Annotated in this window: 23 protein-coding genes; 15 read left to right on the top strand and 8 right to left on the bottom strand. The window is 61.7% G+C overall.

From position 1 onward, the window contains the following. The first annotated feature begins 197 nt into the window (after nucleotides 1–197). Both NTD89_RS03905 and NTD89_RS03900 read left to right on the top strand, forming a co-directional pair. Nucleotides 198–1385, top strand: a complete 1188-nt coding sequence (locus tag NTD89_RS03905) for an acyl-CoA dehydrogenase family protein (RefSeq protein WP_242193570.1) — start codon at nucleotides 198–200, stop codon at nucleotides 1383–1385. Nucleotides 1386–1396: 11 nt separating this feature from the next. Beyond that, nucleotides 1397–2500 carry a sigma-54 interaction domain-containing protein gene (locus tag NTD89_RS03900; protein ID WP_106580595.1) on the top strand — a complete coding sequence of 368 codons (1104 nt, stop codon included), beginning with the start codon at nucleotides 1397–1399 and terminating at the stop codon, nucleotides 2498–2500. Here NTD89_RS03900 and NTD89_RS03895 read toward each other — a convergent pair. Continuing rightward, nucleotides 2489–2854 (bottom strand): antibiotic biosynthesis monooxygenase, encoded by a 366-nt coding sequence (locus tag NTD89_RS03895; protein WP_262206526.1) that lies wholly within the window; start codon nucleotides 2852–2854, stop codon nucleotides 2489–2491. The genes NTD89_RS03900 and NTD89_RS03895 overlap by 12 nt on opposite strands. A gap of 99 nt (nucleotides 2855–2953) precedes the next feature. Here NTD89_RS03895 and soxR point away from each other — a divergent pair, with 99 nt between their 5' ends. From soxR to NTD89_RS03875, 4 genes are all read left to right on the top strand, one after another. Next, the gene (gene soxR, locus NTD89_RS03890; protein WP_145165933.1) at nucleotides 2954–3403 is read left to right on the top strand and encodes a redox-sensitive transcriptional activator SoxR; all 450 of its coding nucleotides are present in this window, start codon (nucleotides 2954–2956) and stop codon (nucleotides 3401–3403) included. 230 nt (nucleotides 3404–3633) lie between these two features. Then, the gene (locus NTD89_RS03885) at nucleotides 3634–4509 is read left to right on the top strand and encodes an alpha/beta fold hydrolase (protein ID WP_262206525.1); all 876 of its coding nucleotides are present in this window, start codon (nucleotides 3634–3636) and stop codon (nucleotides 4507–4509) included. 106 nt (nucleotides 4510–4615) lie between these two features. Continuing rightward, complete coding sequence (locus NTD89_RS03880) at nucleotides 4616–5926, top strand: dicarboxylate/amino acid:cation symporter (protein WP_262206523.1); 1311 nt, start codon at nucleotides 4616–4618, stop codon at nucleotides 5924–5926. 78 nt (nucleotides 5927–6004) lie between these two features. Next, a complete protein-coding gene (locus NTD89_RS03875; RefSeq protein WP_218570672.1) occupies nucleotides 6005–6919 on the top strand; it encodes a LysR substrate-binding domain-containing protein in 915 nt (304 codons plus the stop codon). On the opposite strand, the gene NTD89_RS03870 is transcribed toward NTD89_RS03875, so the two are convergent. The 6 genes from NTD89_RS03870 to leuC form a co-directional block, all read right to left on the bottom strand. Next, nucleotides 6900–8132 carry an MFS transporter gene (locus NTD89_RS03870; RefSeq protein ID WP_262206521.1) on the bottom strand — a complete coding sequence of 411 codons (1233 nt, stop codon included), beginning with the start codon at nucleotides 8130–8132 and terminating at the stop codon, nucleotides 6900–6902. The two genes, NTD89_RS03875 and NTD89_RS03870, sit on opposite strands and share 20 nt — an antisense overlap. After that, nucleotides 8129–8854, bottom strand: coding sequence for a 2OG-Fe dioxygenase family protein (locus NTD89_RS03865; RefSeq protein WP_262206519.1), 726 nt, complete (start codon nucleotides 8852–8854; stop codon nucleotides 8129–8131). The genes NTD89_RS03870 and NTD89_RS03865 overlap by 4 nt, the downstream gene beginning before the upstream one ends. A gap of 4 nt (nucleotides 8855–8858) precedes the next feature. Then, a complete protein-coding gene (locus tag NTD89_RS03860) occupies nucleotides 8859–10226 on the bottom strand; it encodes an acetyl-CoA carboxylase biotin carboxylase subunit family protein (RefSeq protein ID WP_262206518.1) in 1368 nt (455 codons plus the stop codon). A gap of 23 nt (nucleotides 10227–10249) precedes the next feature. Further along, on the bottom strand, nucleotides 10250–11314 hold the full coding sequence (locus tag NTD89_RS03855) for a KamA family radical SAM protein (RefSeq protein ID WP_262206516.1): 1065 nt from the start codon (nucleotides 11312–11314) through the stop codon (nucleotides 10250–10252). A 521-nt stretch (nucleotides 11315–11835) separates the two neighbouring features. Then, complete coding sequence (gene leuD / locus NTD89_RS03850) at nucleotides 11836–12450, bottom strand: 3-isopropylmalate dehydratase small subunit (protein ID WP_262206515.1); 615 nt, start codon at nucleotides 12448–12450, stop codon at nucleotides 11836–11838. Continuing rightward, entirely contained in the window at nucleotides 12447–13865 is a 1419-nt protein-coding gene (gene leuC / locus NTD89_RS03845; protein WP_262206514.1) for a 3-isopropylmalate dehydratase large subunit, read from the bottom strand. Before leuC ends, leuD begins: the two co-directional genes overlap by 4 nt. Before the next feature lie 291 nt (nucleotides 13866–14156). On the opposite strand from leuC, the gene NTD89_RS03840 reads away from it, so the two are divergent. Genes NTD89_RS03840 through NTD89_RS03805 form a run of 8 tightly spaced genes read left to right on the top strand, consistent with a single transcriptional unit; the run spans nucleotide 14157 to nucleotide 20314 of the window. Then, nucleotides 14157–15356 (top strand): PepSY-associated TM helix domain-containing protein, encoded by a 1200-nt coding sequence (locus NTD89_RS03840; protein ID WP_262206513.1) that lies wholly within the window; start codon nucleotides 14157–14159, stop codon nucleotides 15354–15356. Beyond that, nucleotides 15356–15895: a thiamine pyrophosphate-binding protein gene (locus tag NTD89_RS03835; protein WP_145165945.1), complete on the top strand. Its 540-nt coding sequence runs from the start codon at nucleotides 15356–15358 to the stop codon at nucleotides 15893–15895. Before NTD89_RS03840 ends, NTD89_RS03835 begins: the two co-directional genes overlap by 1 nt. After that, the gene (locus tag NTD89_RS03830; RefSeq protein WP_262206512.1) at nucleotides 15892–16221 is read left to right on the top strand and encodes a hypothetical protein; all 330 of its coding nucleotides are present in this window, start codon (nucleotides 15892–15894) and stop codon (nucleotides 16219–16221) included. Before NTD89_RS03835 ends, NTD89_RS03830 begins: the two co-directional genes overlap by 4 nt. After that, nucleotides 16218–16778: a DUF6162 family protein gene (locus NTD89_RS03825; protein WP_262206511.1), complete on the top strand. Its 561-nt coding sequence runs from the start codon at nucleotides 16218–16220 to the stop codon at nucleotides 16776–16778. Before NTD89_RS03830 ends, NTD89_RS03825 begins: the two co-directional genes overlap by 4 nt. Nucleotides 16779–16798: 20 nt before the next feature. After that, nucleotides 16799–17719 (top strand): metal ABC transporter substrate-binding protein, encoded by a 921-nt coding sequence (locus NTD89_RS03820; protein WP_262206510.1) that lies wholly within the window; start codon nucleotides 16799–16801, stop codon nucleotides 17717–17719. Next, a complete protein-coding gene (locus NTD89_RS03815) occupies nucleotides 17716–18462 on the top strand; it encodes a metal ABC transporter ATP-binding protein (RefSeq protein ID WP_262206509.1) in 747 nt (248 codons plus the stop codon). Before NTD89_RS03820 ends, NTD89_RS03815 begins: the two co-directional genes overlap by 4 nt. Then, complete coding sequence (locus NTD89_RS03810; protein WP_242193598.1) at nucleotides 18459–19358, top strand: metal ABC transporter permease; 900 nt, start codon at nucleotides 18459–18461, stop codon at nucleotides 19356–19358. The genes NTD89_RS03815 and NTD89_RS03810 overlap by 4 nt, the downstream gene beginning before the upstream one ends. Next, on the top strand, nucleotides 19358–20314 hold the full coding sequence (locus NTD89_RS03805; protein WP_262206508.1) for a metal ABC transporter solute-binding protein, Zn/Mn family: 957 nt from the start codon (nucleotides 19358–19360) through the stop codon (nucleotides 20312–20314). Before NTD89_RS03810 ends, NTD89_RS03805 begins: the two co-directional genes overlap by 1 nt. A 170-nt stretch (nucleotides 20315–20484) precedes the next feature. Here the strand turns inward: NTD89_RS03805 and NTD89_RS03800 are convergent, their stop codons facing one another. After that, complete coding sequence (locus NTD89_RS03800; protein WP_145165952.1) at nucleotides 20485–21198, bottom strand: UTRA domain-containing protein; 714 nt, start codon at nucleotides 21196–21198, stop codon at nucleotides 20485–20487. 353 nt (nucleotides 21199–21551) lie between these two features. On the opposite strand from NTD89_RS03800, the gene NTD89_RS03795 reads away from it, so the two are divergent. Further along, a complete protein-coding gene (locus tag NTD89_RS03795; RefSeq protein WP_106580571.1) occupies nucleotides 21552–22619 on the top strand; it encodes an ABC transporter substrate-binding protein in 1068 nt (355 codons plus the stop codon). Nucleotides 22620–22677 lie beyond the last annotated feature (58 nt).

The following is a 22677-nucleotide window of genomic DNA, read 5'->3' as shown; positions in this document are numbered from 1 at the left end:
CACGCTGAAATCGGCCTGATAGGGCAACTGCTTTTCTGTGGGAGCCGGGCTTGCCCGCGATACAGGCGACTCGGTGTTTCAGTGAGCCCCGGTTGACGCCATCGCAGCGGTGCGACGACTCGACAAGCCAATGCCCACATTTGAGTTGCATTGCCAGAACTACAGCGCACGGCTTCTGAGCCAATTGAGGAAACCCCGTGACAGCCAACCCCCACAGCGTCCTGCCATCGCCGCTGCAAACCGCCAAACTGCTGGCCGCCGAATTTGCCCTCACGGCCGTCGAGCGCGACGAGCGTGGCGGTACACCGAAAGCCGAACGTGACGCCCTGCGCCAAAGCGGCCTGCTGGCCCTGAGCATACCCACGCAGTACGGCGGCCTCGGCGCACGCTGGAGCGAAACCCTGGGCATCGTGCGCGAATTCGCCAAGGTCGACAGCTCCATCGCCCATGTCTTTGGCTTCCACCACTTGATGCTCGCCACCGTGCGCCTGTTTGCACGCCCGGACCAATGGCAACCCTGGTTCGAACAGACCGCGCGCAAAAACTGGTTCTGGGGCAATGCCCTCAACCCGCTGGACACCCGCACGGTGGTCAAGGATTTCGGCGGCTGGCGCGAATTCTCGGGCAAAAAAAGTTTCTGTTCCGGCGCCAGCGACTCGGAAATGCTCATCGCCTCGGCGGTGGATGAAAGTGCCGGCGGCAAACTGTTGATCGCGGCCATCCCCAGCGGGCGCAGCGGCATCACCTTGCACAATGACTGGAACAACATCGGCCAGCGCCAGACCGACAGCGGCAGCGCCAGCTTTGAACGGGTGCGTGTCGAAGAATCGGAACTGCTGCTCGATCCAGGCCCACTGAGCACGCCCTTCGCCTGCCTGCGCCCGCTGATCGCGCAACTGACGTTCACGCACATGTTTCTCGGGATTGCCGAAGGCGCGTTTGAAGAAGCGCGCAATTACACCCTGACCGAAACCCGTTCGTGGCACAAATCCTCGGCCGACGACGTGCGCCAGGACCCTTACGTGCTGCATCACTACGGCGAGTTCTGGGTGGCGCTGGAAGGCGTGCGCCTGCTGGTCGAGCGCGCCACCGATCTGCTCGACCAGGCCTGGGCCAAAGGCGCCAAGCTCAGCGAGCACGAACGCGGCCAGCTGGCCATTGCGATTGCCACCGCCAAGGTCGCCGCCACCCGCCAGGGCCTGGAGCTGTGCAGCCGCCTGTTTGAAGTCACCGGCGCGCGCTCCACCCACGCCTCACTGCGCCTGGACCGCCACTGGCGCAACCTGCGCACACAAACCTTGCACGACCCGGTGGACTACAAACTTCACGAGCTGGGGGACTGGGCGTTGAACCAGTCCCTGCCGATTCCCACGTTCTATTCCTAAGAGAGGTGCCCATGCAGCTTTTAACCTTACCGCCCTCGCCCGCCCTTGCGACCTCGATCCGCGCCACGGCCCAGGTCTTCGAAGACCCCAAATCCCAGGCGCTGCTCGACCACATTCAGCAAGTGGCGCCCAGCGAAGCGAGCGTGCTGATCATCGGCGAGACCGGCACTGGTAAAGAGCTGGTGGCACGCCACATCCATAACCTGAGCGCGCGCCGCAACCGGCCGTTCGTGGCGGTCAACTGTGGCGCATTCTCCGAGTCGCTGGTGGAAGCCGAATTGTTCGGCCATGAAAAAGGCGCGTTTACCGGCGCCCTCAGCGCCAAGGCCGGCTGGTTCGAGGAGGCCGACGGCGGCACCTTGTTCCTCGATGAGATCGGCGACTTGCCGATGGCGATCCAGGTCAAGTTGCTGCGCGTGTTGCAGGAGCGCGAAGTGGTGCGCCTGGGCTCACGCAAGAGCATTCCTATTGATGTGCGTGTACTGGCCGCCACCAACGTGCAACTGGAAAAGGCCATCAACGCCGGGCATTTCCGCGAAGACCTCTACTACCGCCTCGACGTGGTCAGCCTGGAACTCAGCCCATTGCGCGAGCGCCCCGGCGATATCCTGCCGCTGACCCGGCACTTCATCGAAGCCTACAGCCAGCGCCTGGGTTACGGCCCGATCACCATCAGCCGCGAGGCCGAGCACAAACTCAAAAGCTACAGCTGGCCGGGCAATATTCGCGAGCTGGAGAACGTGATTCACCACACCCTGCTGATCTGCCGCAACGGCGTGATCGAGCGCGATGATTTGCGCTTGTCGAACATGCGCATCGAGCGCCAGGACGACAGCCAGCACGGCACCGACAACAGCGCCGAAGCCCTGCTGGCGCGCGCCTTTCAAAAGCTCTTCGAGGAACAGGCCGGCGCCCTGCATGAGAAGGTCGAGGACGCGTTACTGCGCGCCGCGTACCGCTTCAGCCATTACAACCAGGTGCACACCGCCAACCTGCTGGGCCTGAGCCGCAACGTCACGCGCACACGCCTGATCAAGATCGGTGAGCTGGCGGTAAACAAGCGCAGGCCCGGTGAAAACGTGCAAGGCGAGCGCATGTTGCACCTATCCATTTAGGCGACAGTGCAACGCGTTGTCATGGCTGCGCTCAAAGCTGCGCAGTACCTGGAACGAGTCGAAGGTTACCGCCGTGGCCTGGTGGGCGCGGATCAGCGTCCAGAAATCTTCCTCGCCATGCTCAAAGCATTTGAAGGCTGCCTCGCCCTCCTCGCGCGAGCGCCATTGCAGGTAGTTGAGCACCCGCCGGCCGTCGTCGCTGACCTGCACACTCGCATTGATAAAGCCGCCATGGCGCTGGGCCAGGCGCTCGCTTTGAGTGGACAAGGCCGCCACCAGAGCACGTTGCTGCCGGGGCTCGATCTGAAATTCGATCAATTGAGTGAAGCTGCGATTCTTCTCTGATACCTGCATGAACACTCCCCTTTCGGTGTAGGCAAAATCTTGCGATTCGATGCCACGCAGGGTAAAACCTCTAGTTAAGTCAAGGTCAAGCATTGTTTCGGAGTTTTTATGCTCAACAAAGCACTCACCGTCGGCCAGTTGGCCGCCCGCAGTGGCGTGGCGGTCACGGCCCTGCATTTTTATGAGTCCAAGGGACTGATCAAGAGCCAGCGCAATGCCGGCAACCAACGGCGCTACCCAAGGGATGTGCTGCGCCGGGTGGTGGTCATCAAGATCGCCCAACGCTTGGGCATTCCGCTGGCGACAATTGGCGAGGCGCTGCAAACCTTGCCGGATGGGCGCACGCCCACCACTGAAGACTGGGAACGCTTGTCGGCGCTGTGGCGAGAGGACCTGGACGCTCGCATCAACAAATTGTTGCTGCTGCGCGACAAGCTCAGCGGATGTATCGGCTGTGGGTGTTTGTCGCTGGAGGCGTGTCCGTTGCGCAATCAGGATGACCAACTCGGCGAGCGCGGGCCGGGCGCCCAATTGCTGGAACCGACGCCACCCTCCTGACCTGCAGACTTGCTCAATGTGGGAGCTGGCTTGCCTGCGATGGCATCGCCGCGGTGTGACAGGCATACCGAGGTGTCTGCATCGCAGGCAAGCCAGCGCCCACAGGAGTCCTCAGTGTTTGAACGGTTGAGGCTCCTACACACTTCATGAACAACCCCTCCACGCTTTCCCCCTTGCCCCGCACGCCGCGTGATTCCAGGATGCAGGCAATCATCACAAGGAGTCATTCCATGTTCGCCGGATTCCAAAAAGACCAATGCCACGTCAACGGCGTGGACATCAGCTACCGCAAAGGCGGTACAGGTCCCGGTCTGCTCCTGCTGCACGGGCACCCGCAAACCCACGTCATCTGGCACAAAGTTGCCGAGCAACTGGCCGAGCATTTCACCGTGGTGGCTGCCGACCTGCGCGGTTATGGCGACAGCAGCAAGCCGCCGGCCAATGACCAGCACACACACTACTCAAAACGCGAAATGGCCCGCGATGGCGTCGAACTGATGCAGGCGCTGGGCTTCGCGCAGTTCTCGGTACTCGCCCACGACCGAGGCGCCCGCGTCGCGCATCGCCTGGCACTCGACCATCCCGACGCCGTGCAGCGCATGGTGCTGCTGGATATCGCGCCGACGCTGGCCATGTATGCCCAGACCAACGAAGCGTTTGCCCGCGCCTACTGGCATTGGTTCTTCCTGATACGCCCGGCGCCGCTCCCGGAAACCTTCATCGAGTCCAACCCCGAGCTGTACCTGCGCAGCGTCATCGGCAGCCGCAGCGCGGGCCTCAAACCGTTTACCGAAGAAGCCCTCGCCGAATACCTGCGCTGCCTGCAACTGCCGGGCACTGCGCGTGGCATCTGCGAAGACTACCGTGCCGCCGCCGGTATAGACCTTGAACACGATCAGGCGGATATCGACGCCGGCCATCACCTGAACCTGCCCTTGCTGGTGATGTGGGGCGCCGAAGGCACCGTCGGCCGCTGTTTTGAGCCGCTCAAGGAATGGCAGAAGGTCGCCACCGACGTACGTGGCAAGGCCCTGCCGGCCGGCCATTACATTGCCGAAGAAGTGCCTGAATTATTGCTCGGCGAAGTCCTTACCTTCCTTCGCTGAACCAGTTCTGAACGCTGTAGCTCCGTGACCTGAAAGACCCGCCTCGCAGGCTGCTGATGGCCTGCGACGGGTTCTGCTTGCCCAAAAAACGATTGAGATAATAACAATGACAATCAAAAAACTGCTGGGAACCCTGTATGTGCAGGTGCTCATCGCTATTGCACTGGGTGTGTTGATCGGCCATCAATGGCCGCAAGTCGGCATCGACCTCAAGCCCTTGGGCGACGGGTTTATCAAGCTGATCAAGATGATCATCGGCCCGATCATCTTCTGCACGGTGGTCTCCGGCATCACCAGCATGCACGATGTGAAACAGGTCGGTCGGGTCGGCGGCAAGGCGCTGTTGTACTTTGAAATCGTCTCCAGCATTGCCTTGCTGATCGGCATTCTCTCTGCTCACCTGCTGCACCCCGGCGTGGGCTTCAACATCGATGTGAAGACCCTGGACGGCTCGGCCATCGCCGGTTTCGTCGGCCAGGCGCAGCACGGTGAAGGCGTCACCGGTTTTCTGCTGAACGTTATCCCGGGCACGTTTTTCGACGCTTTCGCCAAGGGCGAGATCCTGCCGGTACTGTTTATTTCCGTCTTGTTCGGCCTGGGCCTGGTGATGGTCGGCGAAAAGGCACGACCGCTGGCAGGAGTGATCAACCAGGCCAGCGAGGTGTTTTTCCGCATCGTCGGCATGATCAGCCGCGTCGCCCCGATTGGCGCCTTCGGCGCCATTGCCTTCACCATCGGCAAGTACGGCGTGGGTTCGCTGCTGCCGCTGCTGAAGCTGGTCGGCACCTTCTACCTCACCGCGTTCTTCTTTGTCGCAGTGGTGCTGGGCGGCATCGCGCGTTACGCAGGTTTCAGCATTTTCAAACTGATGGGCTATATCAAGTCGGAGCTGTTGATCGTACTCGGCACCAGCTCGTCGGAATCGGCGCTGCCGCAACTGATCCAGAAACTTGAAAGCCTGGGTGCCTCCAAAGGCGTGGTGGGCATCGTGGTGCCTACCGGCTACACCTTCAACCTCGACGGCACCAACATCTATATGACCCTGGCCGTGCTGTTCCTGGCCCAGGCGACCAATACACCCCTGCCGCTGGAACAACAACTGACCTTGCTGGCGGTGGCCATGCTCACCTCCAAGGGCGCCGGTGCCGTGGTCGGCGCCGGCTTCGTGGCATTGGCCGCCAGCCTGGCGGTGGTGCCGACCGTGCCGGTGGCGGCGATGGTGCTGATCCTGGGCGTTGACCGCTTCATGGCTGAATGCCGCTCGCTGACCAATATCATCGGCAACGCCGTCGCAGCCCTGGTGGTGGCAGCGTGGGAAGGTGAGCTGGATCGCGAAAAAATGGCGCCCATCGCCCTCAAGCGCGGCCGCCATGCGCGGGCGGCCCAGGCGGCACAGGCGAAGATTGCTGCCGAGTAAGCAATAACGCCTGGGCGTGCCGGAAGGCGCGCCGATCCGGTGCTATTCTGGCGGCTCATGCCGCCACGTCTGTTTCTGATGACCCATAAGAAAGATACCGTGCCCCTACCCGAAGACCTGCGGGTGTTCCTGACCGTGATCCGCAAGGCAGGCTTTGCTGCCGCCGCCGATGAACTGGGGCTGTCGCCTGCGTACGTCAGCAAGCGCATCCAGATCCTCGAAACCACCCTGGCCACGCGCCTGCTGCACCGTACCAGCCGCCGCATCGCCTTGACCGAAGACGGTGAGCGGGTGCAGCGCTGGGCCGTGCGCATCCTCGAAGACTTCCAGCAACTGGCCGATGAGCTGTCTGACGCCCACGACAGCCCGCGTGGCCATCTGCACCTGTGCAGCAGCTTCGGTTTTGGTCGTAACCATGTGGCGCCGGCCCTGTCCTTGCTGGCCGAGCAATACCCGGACCTGGAAATCCGCCTGGACCTGTTTGACCGCGTGGTGGATATCGTCAGCGAGGGCTTTGACCTGGAAATTCGCGTAGGCGATGACATCCCCGGCCAGCATATCGGCCGACGTCTGGTGAGCAATCGCCGCGTGCTGTGCGCCGCGCCGTCCTACCTCAAGCGGCGCGGCACACCGCAGCAGTTGAGTGACCTGGAGCAGCACGACTGCCTGGTGCTCAAGGAGCGCGACAACGCCTTCGGCATCTGGAACCTGGAGCGCGATGGCGCCGCCGAAAGCGTGCGCGTGCGTGGGCCGCTGTCCTCCAACAACGGCGAGATCGTGTTGCAATGGGCGCTGGACGGGCGCGGCGTATTGCTGCGCTCGATGTGGGATGTGAAGCCACTGCTGGAACAAGGCAAGCTGGTGCAGGTGCTGCACGACTGCACCCAGAGTGCCAACGTGTGGGCGGTGTACCCGACACGGTTGGCCTACTCCGGGAAATTAAGAGCCTGCGTGGAGTTTTTGCAGGAGCACTTCAAGGGCTTGTCGATCTGACACTCCGGTGGGCGCTGTAACCCAGCCACACCGTCATGACCAGCAACGCGGTCAGCGGCAGGCCATGGAACAACACGATCACCTGGGCCGGCGTCCACGTCAGGTAGAACGGCCCCACCACCAGCATGCCCACCCCGAAGCCGGCCATCTGAATCAGCGTCAACAAACTGAACAGCGGCAAGCGCAGGCTATCCGGTTCGCTTTGCGCGCGTGAGACCAACGCGACCTCGGACACACCATCGCCCAGCCCGGCCCACACCACCAACAGCAGCGCCAGCCACAGCTCGGTTTGCTGGAAGGTCAGGATAAAGCCACTGGACATCAGCGCCACGCCCAGCATGAACAGGCGCTCCATGGCCTGAGTGCCACGCCCTTTCAACAGCGCACTGGCAATGCGCGCACCGACAAACTTGCCGCACGCCCACACCGCCAGCAGATAGCCCATGACGGTCTTGGCCGTGTCTGGCGAAATGTACTGCGACAACACCGGCCAGCCGACGTTATGCGCAGCGCTGCCGAGGGTGTCGAGCATGCTGATCAACAACATCGCCGCCAGCACGGGCGCACCGCGCAGGCCTTGGGTCAGCTCGCGCCATTCAGCCGCGAGCCCGCGGTGCACGGCAACGGCGACCGAGAACAACGCGCGCAACGGCAGGATCAGGCAGGCCGCCAAAACGTAGGTGCCAATGTTGACGGCAAACACCGCCTCGAAGCCTCCCGTGGCGATCAACAACCCGGAGAGCAGGCTGCCGAACACCGCGCCGGTCGCCGCCGCCGACGTGATCCACGCATTGGTGCTCACCCGCTGCTCAAGCGCGACCCAGGTGGGCAGCTGGCTGTTCAGACCAATGGCAAACAGCGAGTTGCACAAGCCGATGCCAAACGCGATAAAGGGCAGCACGTGCAGCTGATACGCCGGTATCAGCACCAGCAGCGGCAACAGCAGCAATGCCCTGGCCAGGTCCAGCCCGGCCAGTGTGCTGCGTCCGGGAAAACGCCGAAAAAACGGAATGCCGAACAGGCTGGCGACTATCCCGCCGGTGACGCGGCACGCCAGAAACACACTGACAAACACCACGCTCTGGCTGAGCCAGTAAACGTAAGTGGACAGCGCCACCAGGTTGAGGAACGCGCCAAAATCCGACACGCCGCGGGCAAAGATGATCAAGCGGGCATTGCGGGTCGACAGGGTCAGCTGCGGATCATGGCTCATGCAGGTTGCGCCTCTTCGTCAGTCGGCACGCCGCGCAGGCTCACCAGCAGCACGTCGCGCCAGGCCGGCGCCGCATCGGCATGGGGCCGCACATCGCTGGCGCGATGGTAGAGCCCACGGTCGTTGATCACGATGGTTTCCAGAAACGCCTCCATCGCCAGGTTGAACACCCGGCTTTGCTCGGCCGGCGAGGTAAATACTTCCGAAACCACCGGCACCGTGTTGCTCTGCCCAATGAAGTGCATGAACACCCAGTCCAGGCCATCCTGGTGAATCCCCGAGGTCGTCGGACTGCTCGATTGCCCATCCGCGCGAACGCGGAACTGGTGAATATCGATCGTATACGCCTGCTCGCCCAAGTGCGGGGCAATCACTGCAAGGTCGGTGGCCAACAGCTTCTGCATCAGCGGGTGCTCGATAAAACCGTCCTCGCAATAGCTCAAATGGTTCACGCCCTGCCGATAATTGACGGCGTAGGTGACCGGCGACGTGAACGCGGTGTTGCGGTCGAGCTGCAACTGCCGCGAAGGCAATAAACGATAGCGCAGGATGCGGCGCTCGCGGTGGGTGTATGCCTTGAATGCCTCGTCCCGCACCAGGTTGGCCCAGTAGGCACGAAAGCTCTGCTCCTGCCCGGGCTCAACGCCGATCAACGCGCCATAGTCGCGGCGATGGCAGTAGTGATGGTCGCGCAAATGCGCAGAGAGCTGTGGGATGTCCATAGCGCTAAACCTTATCCTCGATGATCACGTGCAGGTTGTGCCTGATCGCGTCATGCACGGCGTGAGCGTCGGCGGCACCGTCGACCTTGGCCCAGCACTTGAGCAAATAGTGCTCCTCGATATCGGCGTCGAGGCAGTGGCCGGCGTCCAGTTGCGCGTACTCCAGCACCGCGGCGTGATGATCGAGAAACTGCACGCCCTCGATCCCCTTGAAGCGGCCACTGTGCTCCGGGTAAATCGCCAGCATCGCGTAGTGCTGGTTGCCGTTGGCGACTTTGTGCGCGCCAGCCTCCAGTTGCGCGTTAACGTCCGGCTCGCCCAGCAGCAGCGACAGATACAGTTGGTACGGATTGATCGCGGCCAGGTCCCGGAACGCCGCGTTGACATACAGCCCGCCCACGCGCGGGTTGATCTCAATGACCACGGGGCCTTGATCGGTCATGCGAAATTCAAAATGCACCACCGCGTTGGTCAGCCCGACCGCGCGCAGGCATGCCGTGGCGTACGTGCGGATCTGCTCGCACTGCTCGGCCGTGAAAGAGGTCGGCGGAGAAATCAGCAGGTTCTCCAACACGGTGCCGCTGCGCTCGGTCAGCATGAGTTTCTCGTTGATCAGCAGCGCGTGGATGCGCTCGCCGACAACCACGCACTCCACGCTGCCTTCAATGCCCGGGATGTAGCCTTCGAGCAGGATGCTACGCCCCGGAATGTACTCGCACGCCTGCCCGTCGACTGCCGGCAAACGGTGCGCGCAACCGTAAAAATCCGCGTAAGCCGCCGCGCCGTGGCCGCTCACGAACTGCGCGTAATGGCTGCGCAACTGGGCCCAGTTGGAGCACTTCTTGATAAAGGCCGACGCACCGCCAAAAGGCGGTTTGGCAATGAGCGGATAGCCCACCCGCTCGGCGCCGGCTTGAAGCGCCTGCTCGTTATTGCACAGCGCAAACGGCACCGAGCGCAGCCCATGTTTTTGCAGCACGCTGCGCATCAGGTACTTGTTATTGCACGCTGCAATCGCCTCGGCACTGCTGTGCACCAGTCCCAGGCGCTTGCAGGTGTTTGCAACGATGCAGCCCACTTCGCCCAATGCAGACGGGTGCCCGGCCTGGCAGAAAATCGCGCGAATCTGGTAACGCCCGTCCAGCCGGCCCACCAGGTCCAGAATCGATTGTTCGCTTAATGCGTCGAGCAGGAACACTTCATCACTGTCGTCGCGCAGTCGCTGCAGGTGATGACGCCCCGCGACCCCGGCGGTTAAACAGGCCAGGCCTTGTGCGCGGGCGACCGCAAAGTGCGGCTCGCGGTAGTTGTAACGCACCGTGGCACTGTCATCGACATCAATAAAAAGAACCGCCTCTTGCTTCATGACCATCGTTGCCTCTTCCGTGAGTTGATTCAGGCATCCTGCCAACTGCACCAGTGCCCTTCCCAATTACGGAAACGATAATGGCGCTGCCCGTCGTGCACTTCAAAATGGGGCAAGTCTTCAGGCTTTTCAAAGTCCAGCAACGGCACCGTAAACTTGCCTTGTGCGTGCGGCAGTACATATTCGGGCAGGGCAATGTTCGACACGCGCCGTTTGAGACGATCCATAATAGCGATCGCCTGGCTGATCGAGGCTTTATATTCGGACGCCCCCGGCGAAAAAGGCATGAAGTGATACAAGTAATACGGTTTTACGCCCAGACGATAAAGATCAATAAAGAGTTTATGCAAGGTGGCTTCATCATCATTGACGCCGCGCAACAATGGCATGTTGGAGAACACTATCGGCACGGCACTCTGAATACGTTTAACCGCCGCCGCAAAATCAGCCGTCAGTTCAAGCGGGTGGCAAACGTGCACCCCAAATGCATTGACGTTGTACTTCTTGAGCATGGCCACCAATTCATCGGTTACCCGGAACGGGTTGAAACTCAACGCCCGTGAATGGATTCGAATCAGCAGGTCGTCGCGGATCGAACGCAACGCCGCGAGGTTTTCTTCCAGCCTGCGGTCGGCCAGCATCAACGGGTCTCCGCCGCTGAGGATCACCTCTTCAATTGCCGGGTTGCTGCGGATGTACGCCACCGAATCCTTGAATGAGTCGGTGCTGGCGTTGGGCTTGTCCGTGCCGACCTGCAAGGTGCGCAGTGCCTCAAAGCAGAACTGGCAATAGGCATTGCAGGTGTTGGTCATGCGCAGGATCACGCGGTTGTCGTACTTGTGCTGGCAGATGGGCGTTTTCATCTCATGCCCGAGTTCCCAGTTCTCCGACGTCCCGTCGTAATCGCCCGCCACCTGCTCGCTCCAGTACGGCACTACCTGGCGCCACAGCGGATGGTCGGTTATCGGGCCGTTGGTGAGTGAGCGCTTGATCAGATCAATGTAATAAGGCGTGATCTGCATCTTGCGGTCTTGCAAGTTGTGCTCGATATGCGCCGTTATTTCCTCACTCCACCCCCCGCAGGCAATGCGCAAGGCCGGTTCATCACGCAGGGCGTTCTTTTGCTGCCAGCGCCAATCTTGCCATTGCACCGAGCGATGGGTGGCCTGATCAAAAATCGACATGAGTATGTACTCTCTGTGTTTTAACTTATGTTAAGGGCAGATAAATGCCTGCCATTCCTGGACCGGAACAACATTACTATCTGCAACAAAGACAATCGTTTACAGGCGAGCGCGCGCAATCAGGTTATTAACGTGATCACCGACACCCAAGAGACATAACCACTCACTAACTCAACGGTCATAGTATTAACTTCCCTTTCTTATAATGTGCTGACTTTCCAAGCCAGCCCCCACTTAAGCCGATGGTCTGCGGGGTGTCAACCCAATACCCTCGTGGGTTTTCCGGGATTATTCTTTCAACTGGCCACACCCCCCGTAATAATGGGCGAAGCCGGCATTTAATGACTGTTATTTGAAAAGTAAATAGCACACAAAAACGCCCTCTTATTAAAGAGGGCGCTGTGTTGGCTACTTATATAACTACGTGTTTATCAACTGAGCCAAGGGTTGGCAGCCAAATGCTCGCGTTCAAATGCTTTGATGTGCTCACTGCGCTGCAACGTGCTGCCAATGGCATCCAGGCCCAGCAGCAGCGCGGTCTTGCGCAAGGTGTCGATCTGGAACGCAATGACCTGGCCATCCGCCAGACGAATCTGCTGAGCCTCCAGGTCGACACTGATCTGCGCCTGGTCTGCCTGGCTGACAGCCTGTGCGAGTGTGTGCAGCAGCGCTTCGTCCAGGGTGATCAGCAACACCCCGTTGCGTTGGCAGTTGTCATAAAAGATCCCGGCAAAACTGCTGCCGATCAGCGCGCGAATGCCCATTTGTTTCAAGCCCCACACCGCGTGCTCGCGGCTGGACCCGCAGCCGAAGTTGGGCCCGACGACCATGAAGCATGCGCCCTGCCAGCCCGGCTGGTTCAACACGAACGCGGGGTTGGGCTCGCCGGACGCCAGAAAGCGCAGATCGAAGAACAGCCCCCGGTCCAGGCCGCTGCGGTCGATGCCTTTGAGAAACTGCTTGGGCATGATCACGTCGGTGTCGATATTGGCCGCCAGCATCGGCGCGGCCTTGCCGGTGACCACAGTAAAAGATTGCAGGCTCATGCACGGTCTCCAAAGTGGCGAATATCAGTGAGGCGGCCGGTGATCGCGGCAGCGGCGACCATTGCCGGGCTCATCAAGTGCGTGCGCGCGCCGGCGCCCTGGCGGCCTTCAAAGTTGCGGTTGGTGCTGGAGGCACAGCGGTCGCCGGGGGCCAGCACATCGTCGTTCATCGCCAGGCACATCGAGCAGCCGGACTGGCGCCACTCGAAGCCGGCGTCGATAAAGATCGCCGCCAACCCTTCGGCCTCGGCCTGGTCGCGCACCTCGGTGGAGCCGGGCACGATCATCGCCCGTACGTGCTCGGCCACGTGTTTGCCGCGCACCACGCTGGCGGCGTCGCGCAGGTCTTCGATACGGGCATTGGTGCAGGAGCCGATAAACGCATGGCTGATGACGATGTCGCTCAGCGGCATGCCGGCTTCCAGGCCCATGTAGTTGAGGGCACGGCGCATGTCCTGGCGCAGGATCAGGTCGCTGACGTCCTGCGGGTCGGGCACGCGGGCGCCAATGGGCGCAGCCTGGTCGGGGCTGGTGCCCCAGGTGACCATGGGTTCCAGGGTGTGGGCATCCAGGTGCACTTCCTGGTCGAACACGGCGTCGGCGTCCGAATGCAGTTGGCGCCAGCCCACAAGTGCCTGCTCCCATAACTTGCCCTTGGGCGCGCGGGGTTTGCCCTTGAGGTAGGCGAAGACTTTTTCGTCCGGCGCCATGAAGGCGCCGCGCGCACCGGCTTCGACCGCCATGTTGCAGATAGTCATGCGTGCCTCGACGCTCAACGCGTCGATGGTGGAACCGCGAAATTCGATGGCGTAGCCGGTGGCACCGGATGCGCCGATCTTGCCGATCAAGGCCATGATGACGTCCTTGGACGTGAGGCCTGGCGCCAGGTCGCCTTCAACCGTCACGCGCATGCTTTTCAGGCGTTTGTAGACCAGCGTCTGCGAGGCCAGCAGGTGCTCGACCTCCGAAGTGCCGATGCCAAACCCGAACGCGCCGAGCGCACCGTAGGTGGTGGTGTGGCTGTCGCCGGCGGCGATCACCATGCCCGGCAGGATAAAGCCCTGCTCCGGGGCAATCACGTGTTCGATGCCTTGGCGTTTGTCGAGGATATCCAGCAGCTCGATGCCGAAATCGCGGCAGTTTTCGGCCAGGTACGAAACTTGCCGCGCCCCGCCTGCGTCGGGCATCGCCGCGATGCGCTTGGGCGTGGTGGGGTTTACATGGTCGACCACCGCCAGCGCCGTGCCGGGGCGCCACACCTCACGCCCGGCATCGCGCAGGCCGCTGAAGGCCTGGGGGCTGGTGTATTCGTTGATCACCTGGCGGTCTATGTAAAGCAGGACATGGCCCTGGTCATCCAGGGGGCACACCGTGTGGGAATCGATGTGTTTGTCGTAGAGGGTTCTGGCAGTCATTTTTCTCAGGGCTCACGTTTCTGGAGGCGGGCTCAACGGTATAAATCCATCCTACGCAGCCCTTGGGCCCTATCAATGGCGACCGGGTGATGGCTTGGAACATGTTTCGTGTTCGATGAAGGCCCTGTCAGCACTTTGAATGGAAACCTGAAACATTTTCTTTCATATCCGGCTTAGGGATTTCCAGACCTCATCCGTCTTAACTTAGATACAGCCCGTCGCGTCAGCAAAAGCTACGACCGGCCTTTTCCGGGCCTCCTTCGCCCCTCTCCGATCAAGACCCGCATTCACATGTCGAAGAAGTCACGCTCAAAACTCTGGTTTCTCGTACACAGCTGGCTGGCATTGCCCATCTGGTTTTTTGTACTGATCGTCTGCGTCACCGGCACCCTGGCGGTGGTCAGCCAGGAAATCGTCTGGCTGGCCAACCCGGATATCCGCGCGAGCAAGCCGGCGGATGATGCCCAAATGCTGAGCTTTGACCAGGTGATTGCCGCCATCAAGCGCGAAGAACCCCAGGTGATCGTGCAATCGATCATCCGCCCGGACGAAACGCACTTTGCGCTGAGTGTCGACCTCAGCTACCCGGACGGGCGTTCCGTGGAGGTCTACGTCAACCCGTACACCGGGGCGATCCAAGGCATCAGCCCGTCGTTCGATTTCAAGCAATTTACCCGCGCTCTGCATGGCTGGTGGCTGGTGCCGTTCACCAACGGCTTCAGTTGGGGCTGGTACCTGGTTTCGGCGCTCGGCCTGCCGTTGCTGGCGTCGCTGGTAACCGGGCTGGTGGTGTACAAGCGCTTCTGGAAAGGGTTTCTGCGCCCTACCCTGCGCATCCGCCACGGCGCGCGAATCTTCTGGGGCGACTTCCACCGCCTGAGTGGTATCTGGTCGATCTGGTTTATCGCGGTGATTTCCATCACCGGCACCTGGTTCTTGATCCAGGCGATTTTGGGCGACAACCAGATTTCCATCTCCAGCGAACCGATCGTCCCAGTGATTGCCCGCGAGAAAGTGCCGATGTCGGCGCCCGGCGTGCCGGCACCGATGATCGCGCTGGACGAAGCCATCGAAATCGCCACCCAGCGCATTCCAGGGCTGGACGCCACATTCGTGTTCCTGCCGCTCAACGCCTACAGCCACCTGCAAATCGGCGGGCGCGGCTGGTACCCGTTGATGTTCCAGACCGCTCAACTCAACCCCTACAGCGGTGAAATCGCGGTGTCGCACCTGCTCTCCGATCGCTCGACGCTGGAGTTCGTCACCGAATCCATGCGCCCGCTGCACACCGGCGACTTTGGCGGGCTGTGGATCAAGCTGATCTGGGCGTTCTTCGGCCTGGTGCTGAGCATGATGGTGTTGAGCGGCCTGCTGATCTGGACCAAACGCACCGCGCTGGCGACCCTCAATGCACTCAAGCGCGAAGCCAAGACCCAACGGGCGCCTGCTGCCGCTGCAGCCCTGCAGGCTGAAACCTCGGAGGCCAAATAATGAGCAAGGTCAGTGCTGCAACACCGCCTTCGCCGCTGCGCGCCTTTTGGCTGAAATGGCGGTTCCATATCAACATCCTGCTGTTGCTGGTGCCGCTGGGGTTCATGCCCAAGTACTTTGCCGATGCCGCGTTGTTTCGCGGCGACACCGGCATTGGTGAGCGAGTGGTCGGTGACGTGCAGGTCGGGCCTTGGAGCCTGAAACTCGCCGAATTCCGCAATGAAGGCCCGCGCCCGGACCCGGCCGGCCCGATGAAATTTTTCAATGCCGCCCTGTGCGACACCTGCGCCGAGCAGGTCAAGGCCACTTACCTGCGTATCGGCAAGCCGCGCAGCCTGCGCGCCGCCGGAGTGATCTTCTTCGGCACGCCGTACCGCATGGGCGCCGCCCTGCCGGTGCCGGAACGCACGCCGGCCGACGCCGAACTGTGGATCACCATGGAAGGCTGGGACGGCACGATGCACCAGGGTTCCATCCCGCTAAGCCAGGCCTCGCCTGCCACTATTGCCTGGCTGAACAAGCAAGGAGTCAAACCATGACGTTGATGCGCCTGACCCGCGCCGGTGCAGCGCTGTTGCTGTGCGCCGGTTTCAGTACCACCGCCTTCGCCCACAACCCGATGTGCGAATGCAAGGAAATCCCCGGCGAGCAGATCCAGTGCACCGGCGGTTTCTCCGACGGCAGCGGCGCCCCGGGCGTGACCCTGGACGTGATCGGCTACGACGAAACCATCCTGCTGCCCGGCAAGCTCGGCCAGGACTCGACCCTGACTTTCAAGAAGCCCGCCGCCGAGTTTTATGTGCTGTTTGACGCAGGCCCCGGTCACGTGGTGGAAATCGACCAAGCGGATATCCAACCTCAATGAGCACCACACAGGTTGTACGCCCCGCCGGTGCCGGCCACGAAACCCTCTACGTGCTATTGCTGTGCCTGATCATCCTGGCGGTGGCAGGCTCGGTGGTCGCCCTGCACGGTGAAACCCAGGAAGTTGCAGCGCTGCCCAGCCACCAGCTGGATGCACGCCGCGACCTCAGCGCCTCCGAGCAAGGCATCTACGCCGACCTGCGGGTGACCCTGGACGAAATCCAGTTGCTGCAACAGGAGCAAGGCGCCCTGCCGACGCCTGAACAATTGGCCGAAGAAGGGTTTGCGCCGTTTGCCCAGGACGCCAGTTCGGTCAGCCGTGGCGACCATCGCTGGCAATTGCTGGAGCCCTCGGCCTACTTGGGCGTGAGCCAGACGCCCAGCATCAGCGGCTCGCTGCTGATGCGCGTGCACGGCGCCGAGCCGGATATCTGGCTCAACCGCCAGGCCAACCTCGCCGCCCCTTCCGACCTCACTGACCAGGCGCTGATCGCGGCCGGCTGGCAGCAGGTGGTCGCGCAATTCGATGCCGGCGTCACGCGCCAGCACCGTCACTGACCCGAGAAGACCGAGTGCCCATGTCTATTTCATCTCCCCTGTTGCGCCTGTTGCTGGTCAGCCTGTTCAGCTTGCTGCTGGCGCCTTTGGCGAACGCCGAGGCGGCCAAACGCCTGCGAATCGGCATCACCCTGCACCCTTATTACAGCTACGTGACCAACATCGTCGGCGACAAGGCCGAGGTGGTGCCATTGATACCGGCCGGTTTCAACCCACACGCCTACGAGCCGCGCGCCGAAGACATCAAGCGCATCGGCACCCTCGACGTGATCGTGCTCAACGGCGTCGGCCATGACGATTTCGCCGACCGCATGATCGCCACCAGCGAGCGCCCGGACATCCCGGTGATCGAGGCCAACGCCAACGTGCCACTGCTGGCTGCCACCGGCAATGCCGCGCGCGGTGCAGGCAAGGTGGTCAACCCGCACACCTTCCTGTCGATCAGCGCATCCATTGCCCAGGTCAACAACATCGCCCGCGAGCTGGGCAAACTCGACCCGGACAACGCCAGGGCTTACACCCAGAACGCCCGCGCCTACGGCAAGCGCCTGCGCCAGATGCGCGCCGACGCCCTGGCCAAGCTGACCAGCGCGCCCAACCCCGACCTGCGCGTGGCCACCGTGCATGCAGCCTACGACTACCTGCTGCGCGAATTCGGCCTGGAAGTCACGGCTGTGGTCGAGCCCGCCCACGGCATCGAACCAAGCCCCAGCCAGTTGAAAAAGACCATCGACGAACTGCGCGCGCTGGATGTGAAGGTGATCTTCTCGGAGATGGATTTCCCGTCCACCTATGTCGAGACCATCCAGCGCGAATCCGGCGTGAAACTGTACCCGCTGTCGCATATTTCCTATGGCCAATACACGCCTGAGAAGTACGAAGTGGAAATGACCGGCAACCTCAACACCGTGGTGCGGGCGATTCAGGAGTCCGGGGCATGACGGCGGCGGAGCAACTGAAGGTGGCCAGCATTGGCCCGACAATCGAGTTCGACTCGGTGTCGCTGACCCTGGGCCGCACCACCATTCTTGACGGTGTGAGCTTGAAGGTAGAGCCGGGCAGCATCCATGCATTGGTAGGCCCGAACGGCGGCGGTAAAAGCTCGCTGATCAAGACCCTGCTGGGGCAGATGCCGCATCAGGGCCACTTGCGCCTGCACTGGCAGGCCACGCCCGGCACCATCGGGTATGTCCCCCAGGCGCTGGAGTTCGACCGTGGCTTGCCGATGACCGTCGACGATTTCATGGCCGCCATGTGTCAACGGCGCCCGGCGTTTCTCGGTCTGTCCAGGCACTACGCCGGGGCAATCGGCGAGGCACTGGAGCGGGTGGGCATGCAGGACAAACGTAAACGCCGCATGGGCGCGTTGTCGGGCGGCGAGCGTCAGCGTGTATTGCTGGCCCAGGGCCTGATTCCGGCTCCGCACCTGCTGGTGCTGGATGAACCGATGTCGGCGCTCGATGAAGCCGGCATTCAGGTTTTCGAACGCCTGCTGAATGACTGGCGCCTGGCCGGAATCACCGTGCTGTGGATCGAGCACGACCTCGAAGCCGTGGGCCGCCTGGCCGACCGTGTGACTGGCCTGAACCGTCGCGTGCTGTTCGACGCCACGCCGAAAGCGGCACTGACACCCGATCGCCTGCTGACCCTGTTCTCCACTCACCCACGGAGCCCGGCACCATGAGTTATGAAGCGTTTCGTCTGATGGTCCAGGGCTGGGCCTCTTCCGGCTATCTGCCGCAAGCGCTGGCCTATGGGTTTGTGGTCAATGCCTTGCTCGCCGGCTTGCTGATCGGCCCGGTACTGGGTGGCCTGGGCACGCTGGTGGTGGTCAAGCGTTTTGCTTTTTTCTCCGAAGCGGTCGGGCATGCCGCGCTGACCGGCGTAGCCGTGGGCATTCTGTTAGGTGAACCCTATACCGGGCCGTATGGCGCACTGTTCGGCTACTGCCTGCTGTTCGGCATCCTGCTCAATTACCTGCGCAACCGCACCGGCCTGGCGCCGGACACCTTGATCGGCGTGTTCCTCTCCGTGTCGCTGGCGTTGGGCGCGAGCCTGTTGCTGATTCTGGCGGGCAAGATCAACGTGCACATTCTGGAAAACGTGCTGTTTGGTTCGGTGCTGACGGTCAACGGCAATGATTTGCTGGTACTGGCCGTGGTGGGTTCGCTGGTGATGGCGCTGGCGTTGCCGCTGTACAACCGCATCATGCTGGCCAGCTTCAACCCGCAACTGGCTGCCGTGCGCGGCGTGGCGGTGAAGACCCTGGACTACCTGTTCGTGATTCTGGTGACGCTGATCACCGTGGCGGCGGTCAAGGTCATCGGCGCGATCCTGGTGGGCGCCCTGCTGGTGATTCCAGCCGCGGCCGCGCGCCTGCTGAGCCAGTCGCTCAAAGGTTTTTTCTGGGTGTCGGTCGTGATCGCCACCGTGAGCACGCTGTGCGGCATCCTGCTGCCGATCATCTTCGACCTGCCTATCCCGTCCGGCGCCGCGATCATTCTGGTCGCCGGTATCGCCTTCGCCTTCGCCGCCATCGCGCGCGGCACCGTGCCCAGCCTCAAAGGGAATCTTGGATAATGTGCCCTGTACTTCGCCCACTGGCCCTGGCCATCGCCTGTTTGATCAGCACCTCGGCGCTGGCGGCCGTCGATGGTTTTAATCCCAACGACTTCAAAGTCAACCAAGGTCTCGGCCATGCCGCCCTGACCAAAGCAAAGAAGCCGGTCAAAGTCCTGGCCTCGTTGCCCATCACTTACGGCTTGGCCGAGGTGCTGCTCAAAGGCACCGGGGTGACACTGGAACGCGCCGCCCCCGCCAATTTGCCCGGCTCGCGGCAAGTGTCTTATTTCACCGGCCGTGGCGCACCCGCGTTGAACAGCCTGGCACTGGACGCCGACGCCGCCATCGGCCTGCGCTCGTTGTGGTCGGATGACCCGCTGTATCCGGTGGCGCGGCGCAGCAATATCCGCATCGTTGAAATCGACGCTGCGCGCCCGGTGGACGGCGGCCTGCCGGGCATTGCCGTGCAACCAGGCAGCACCGACGGGCTGAACAGCCAGCCCTGGCAGTCAAGCAACAATATGGGGCGCATGGCCGATGTGATGGCCGCCGACCTGAGCCGGCTGGCGCCGAATGCCAAACCGACGATTGATGCCAACCTCGCCGCCCTCAAGCAACGCCTGCTCAAACTCAACGCCGACAGCGAAGCGCGACTGGCGCAGGCCGATAACCTGAGCGTGGTCAGCCTGAGCGATCACTTTGCGTACCTGGTCAGCAGTTTGAACCTGGAAGTGGTCAGCACCGATGCACGGCCGGACGCAGACTGGACACCCGAAGCGCTACAGGGGTTAACCGCCAGTTTGAAAGACAGCGACGTGGCCGTGGTGCTGCACCATCGTCAACCGAGCGAAGCGGTGAAAGCAGCAGTGACGGCATCCGGTGCGCAGCTATTGGTGTTGAACGTCGACGGTACCGACCCGGTAGCGGAGCTGGAAGGCAACGTGGATCAGGTGATCAAGACACTGACGCCATAGGCGAGCGATTCTTCAAGTCGATCTCGGTTCAAGTGTGGGAGCTGGCTTGCCTGCGATAGCATCAATGTTATTTGCCTGATGTACCGAGGCGCCCGCATCGCAGGCAAGCCAGCTCCCACATTAAGCTCGCGGTGCATCCGCTGACTATCGGCCAGCCCAGCACCCGAATGTCACACCACATCCACGCCCACATGAATCGCATCATGGCGCCAGAACTCCAGGTCGCAGTCGATCAACCGCTGGTGCTGGTCATAGTTGACCCGAGCAATGCGCAACCCCGGGCTGCCCACCGACACGCGCAACGCGGCGGCGGCTTCCACCGGCAGTGACGTCGGTACGATTTCAAAGCGCACGCGGCCATAGTGCAGGTCGTACTTGCGCGCATACAGTTCGGTCATCGACTGATTCAGATCACACGCCAGAATCCCCGGAAAATACTGCGGGTTCAGGTAGTGCTCCACATACAACACCAGGCGCCCATCAATCCGCCGGCCTCGGCAGATCTGGATCACACTCGACAGCGCCGGCAACTGCAACCACGCACACACCGCCGCCGACGCCGGTTGCAGCCGCGCAGAAATCACTTCGGTAGACGCCACCCGGCCCTGATCCCCAACCATCGCGTGGAAGTGGCTGCGTTGCATCAGGTTGTAGGCCAGCCGTGGCGGCGAGACAAACCAGCCACGGCGCTCCTCACGGTAAATCTGCCCTTGGGCTTCCAGCTGTAACAAGGCTTCCCGCACGGTAATGCGAGTGGTACCAAACAACTCGCTGAGCTTGCGCTCGGCGGGCAATTTACTCGCAGGCGGCAACAGGCCGTGGTCGATCTGCTCTTGCAGCGCCAGGCCGATGGATGTCACCGCCTTGATTGCCTCATCACGCATCAACGTTACCTATCTGGACTAGACCAGCACCGTTCAGGTGCACATACCGCTCCGTAAATGGGCTTTTGCTTCTGCTTGCCAGCCTAGGCATTACAGATGACCGACAGATGACAGTCCCTGTCCGCGCCCTGCACCACACCCTGCAATACATCGGCCAAGTCCAGGTCCTGCGGGCACTTGAGCATGGTCTACGCTAAGCCTGCACTGCGCGATAAAAGCGATTTAAAAACGACATCGACATGAAACTGTCATGCACCGAGCCTAGATTGGCTCAGGTATTGCTCTGACCTAGACCAACACCACCGCAAACGTTCATAAAAACGCCGCGTTGAAAACGCCCAAAGGAGCTTCGGATGAAAAAGCTTTTCCTGGCATCACTGTTAGGCTCGACCATTGCCATGTGCACCGCCGCCATGGCTGCTGATACCGATCTAAAGACTCTGGAAGCCGCCGCGAAAGCCGAAGGCGCCGTCAACAGCGTCGGCATGCCCGATGACTGGGCCAACTGGAAAGGCACCTGGGAAGACCTGGCCAAGACCTACGGCCTCAAGCACATCGACACCGACATGAGCTCGGCCCAGGAAATCGCCAAGTTCGCCGCCGAGAAAGACAACGCCAGCGCCGATATCGGTGACGTCGGCGCCGCCTTCGGCCCGATTGCGGTGAAACAGGGCGTGGCCCAACCGTACAAGCCGAGCACCTGGGCGCAAGTGCCGGACTGGGCAAAAGATAAAGACGGCAACTGGGCCCTGGCCTACACCGGCACCATCGCCTTTATCGTCAATAAAAAGCTGCTGCACGGCTCCGAAGCTCCAACAAGCTGGGCTGACTTGAAAACCGGCAAATACAAGGTTTCCATCGGTGACGTGAGCACCGCCGCCCAGGCCGCCAACGGCGTGCTCGCGGCAGCCCTGGCCAACGGTGGCGACGAGAAGAACATCCAGCCTGCGCTGCTGATGTTTGCCGACATCGCCAAGCAAGGCCGCCTGTCGCTGGCCAACCCGACCATCGCCACCATGGAAAAAGGCGAAGTCGAAGTGGGCGTGGTCTGGGACTTCAACGGCCTGAGCTACAAAGCCAAGATGGCCAACCCGGATGACTACGTGGTGCTGATCCCATCGGACGGCTCGGTGATTTCCGGCTACACCACCATCATCAACAAATACGCCAAGCACCCGAACGCCGCCAAGCTGACCCGTGAGTACATCTTCAGCGACGCCGGCCAGACCAACCTGGCGCGCGGCAACGCCCGTCCGATCCGTGCCGAGCACTTGACCTTGCCGGCTGACGTGCAGGCCAAGCTGCTGCCGAACGAGCAATACAAGAAAGTCACGCCGATCAAGGATGCCGATGCTTGGGAGAAGACCTCCAAGGCACTGCCGCAGAAGTGGCAGGAAGAAGTCATCATCAATATGCAGTAAGGCTTCAACCCACATTGGCTCTCCACTGGAGATCCAATGTGGAAGCGGCTTGTGTGGG

This window comes from Pseudomonas sp. 14P_5.3_Bac1 (genome assembly GCF_025466135.1).
In the GTDB taxonomy this organism is placed as follows: Bacteria; Pseudomonadota; Gammaproteobacteria; order Pseudomonadales; family Pseudomonadaceae; genus Aquipseudomonas.
The sequence above is the reverse complement of the archived record's forward strand: the minus strand, read 5'-3'. Positions and strand labels throughout refer to the sequence as shown.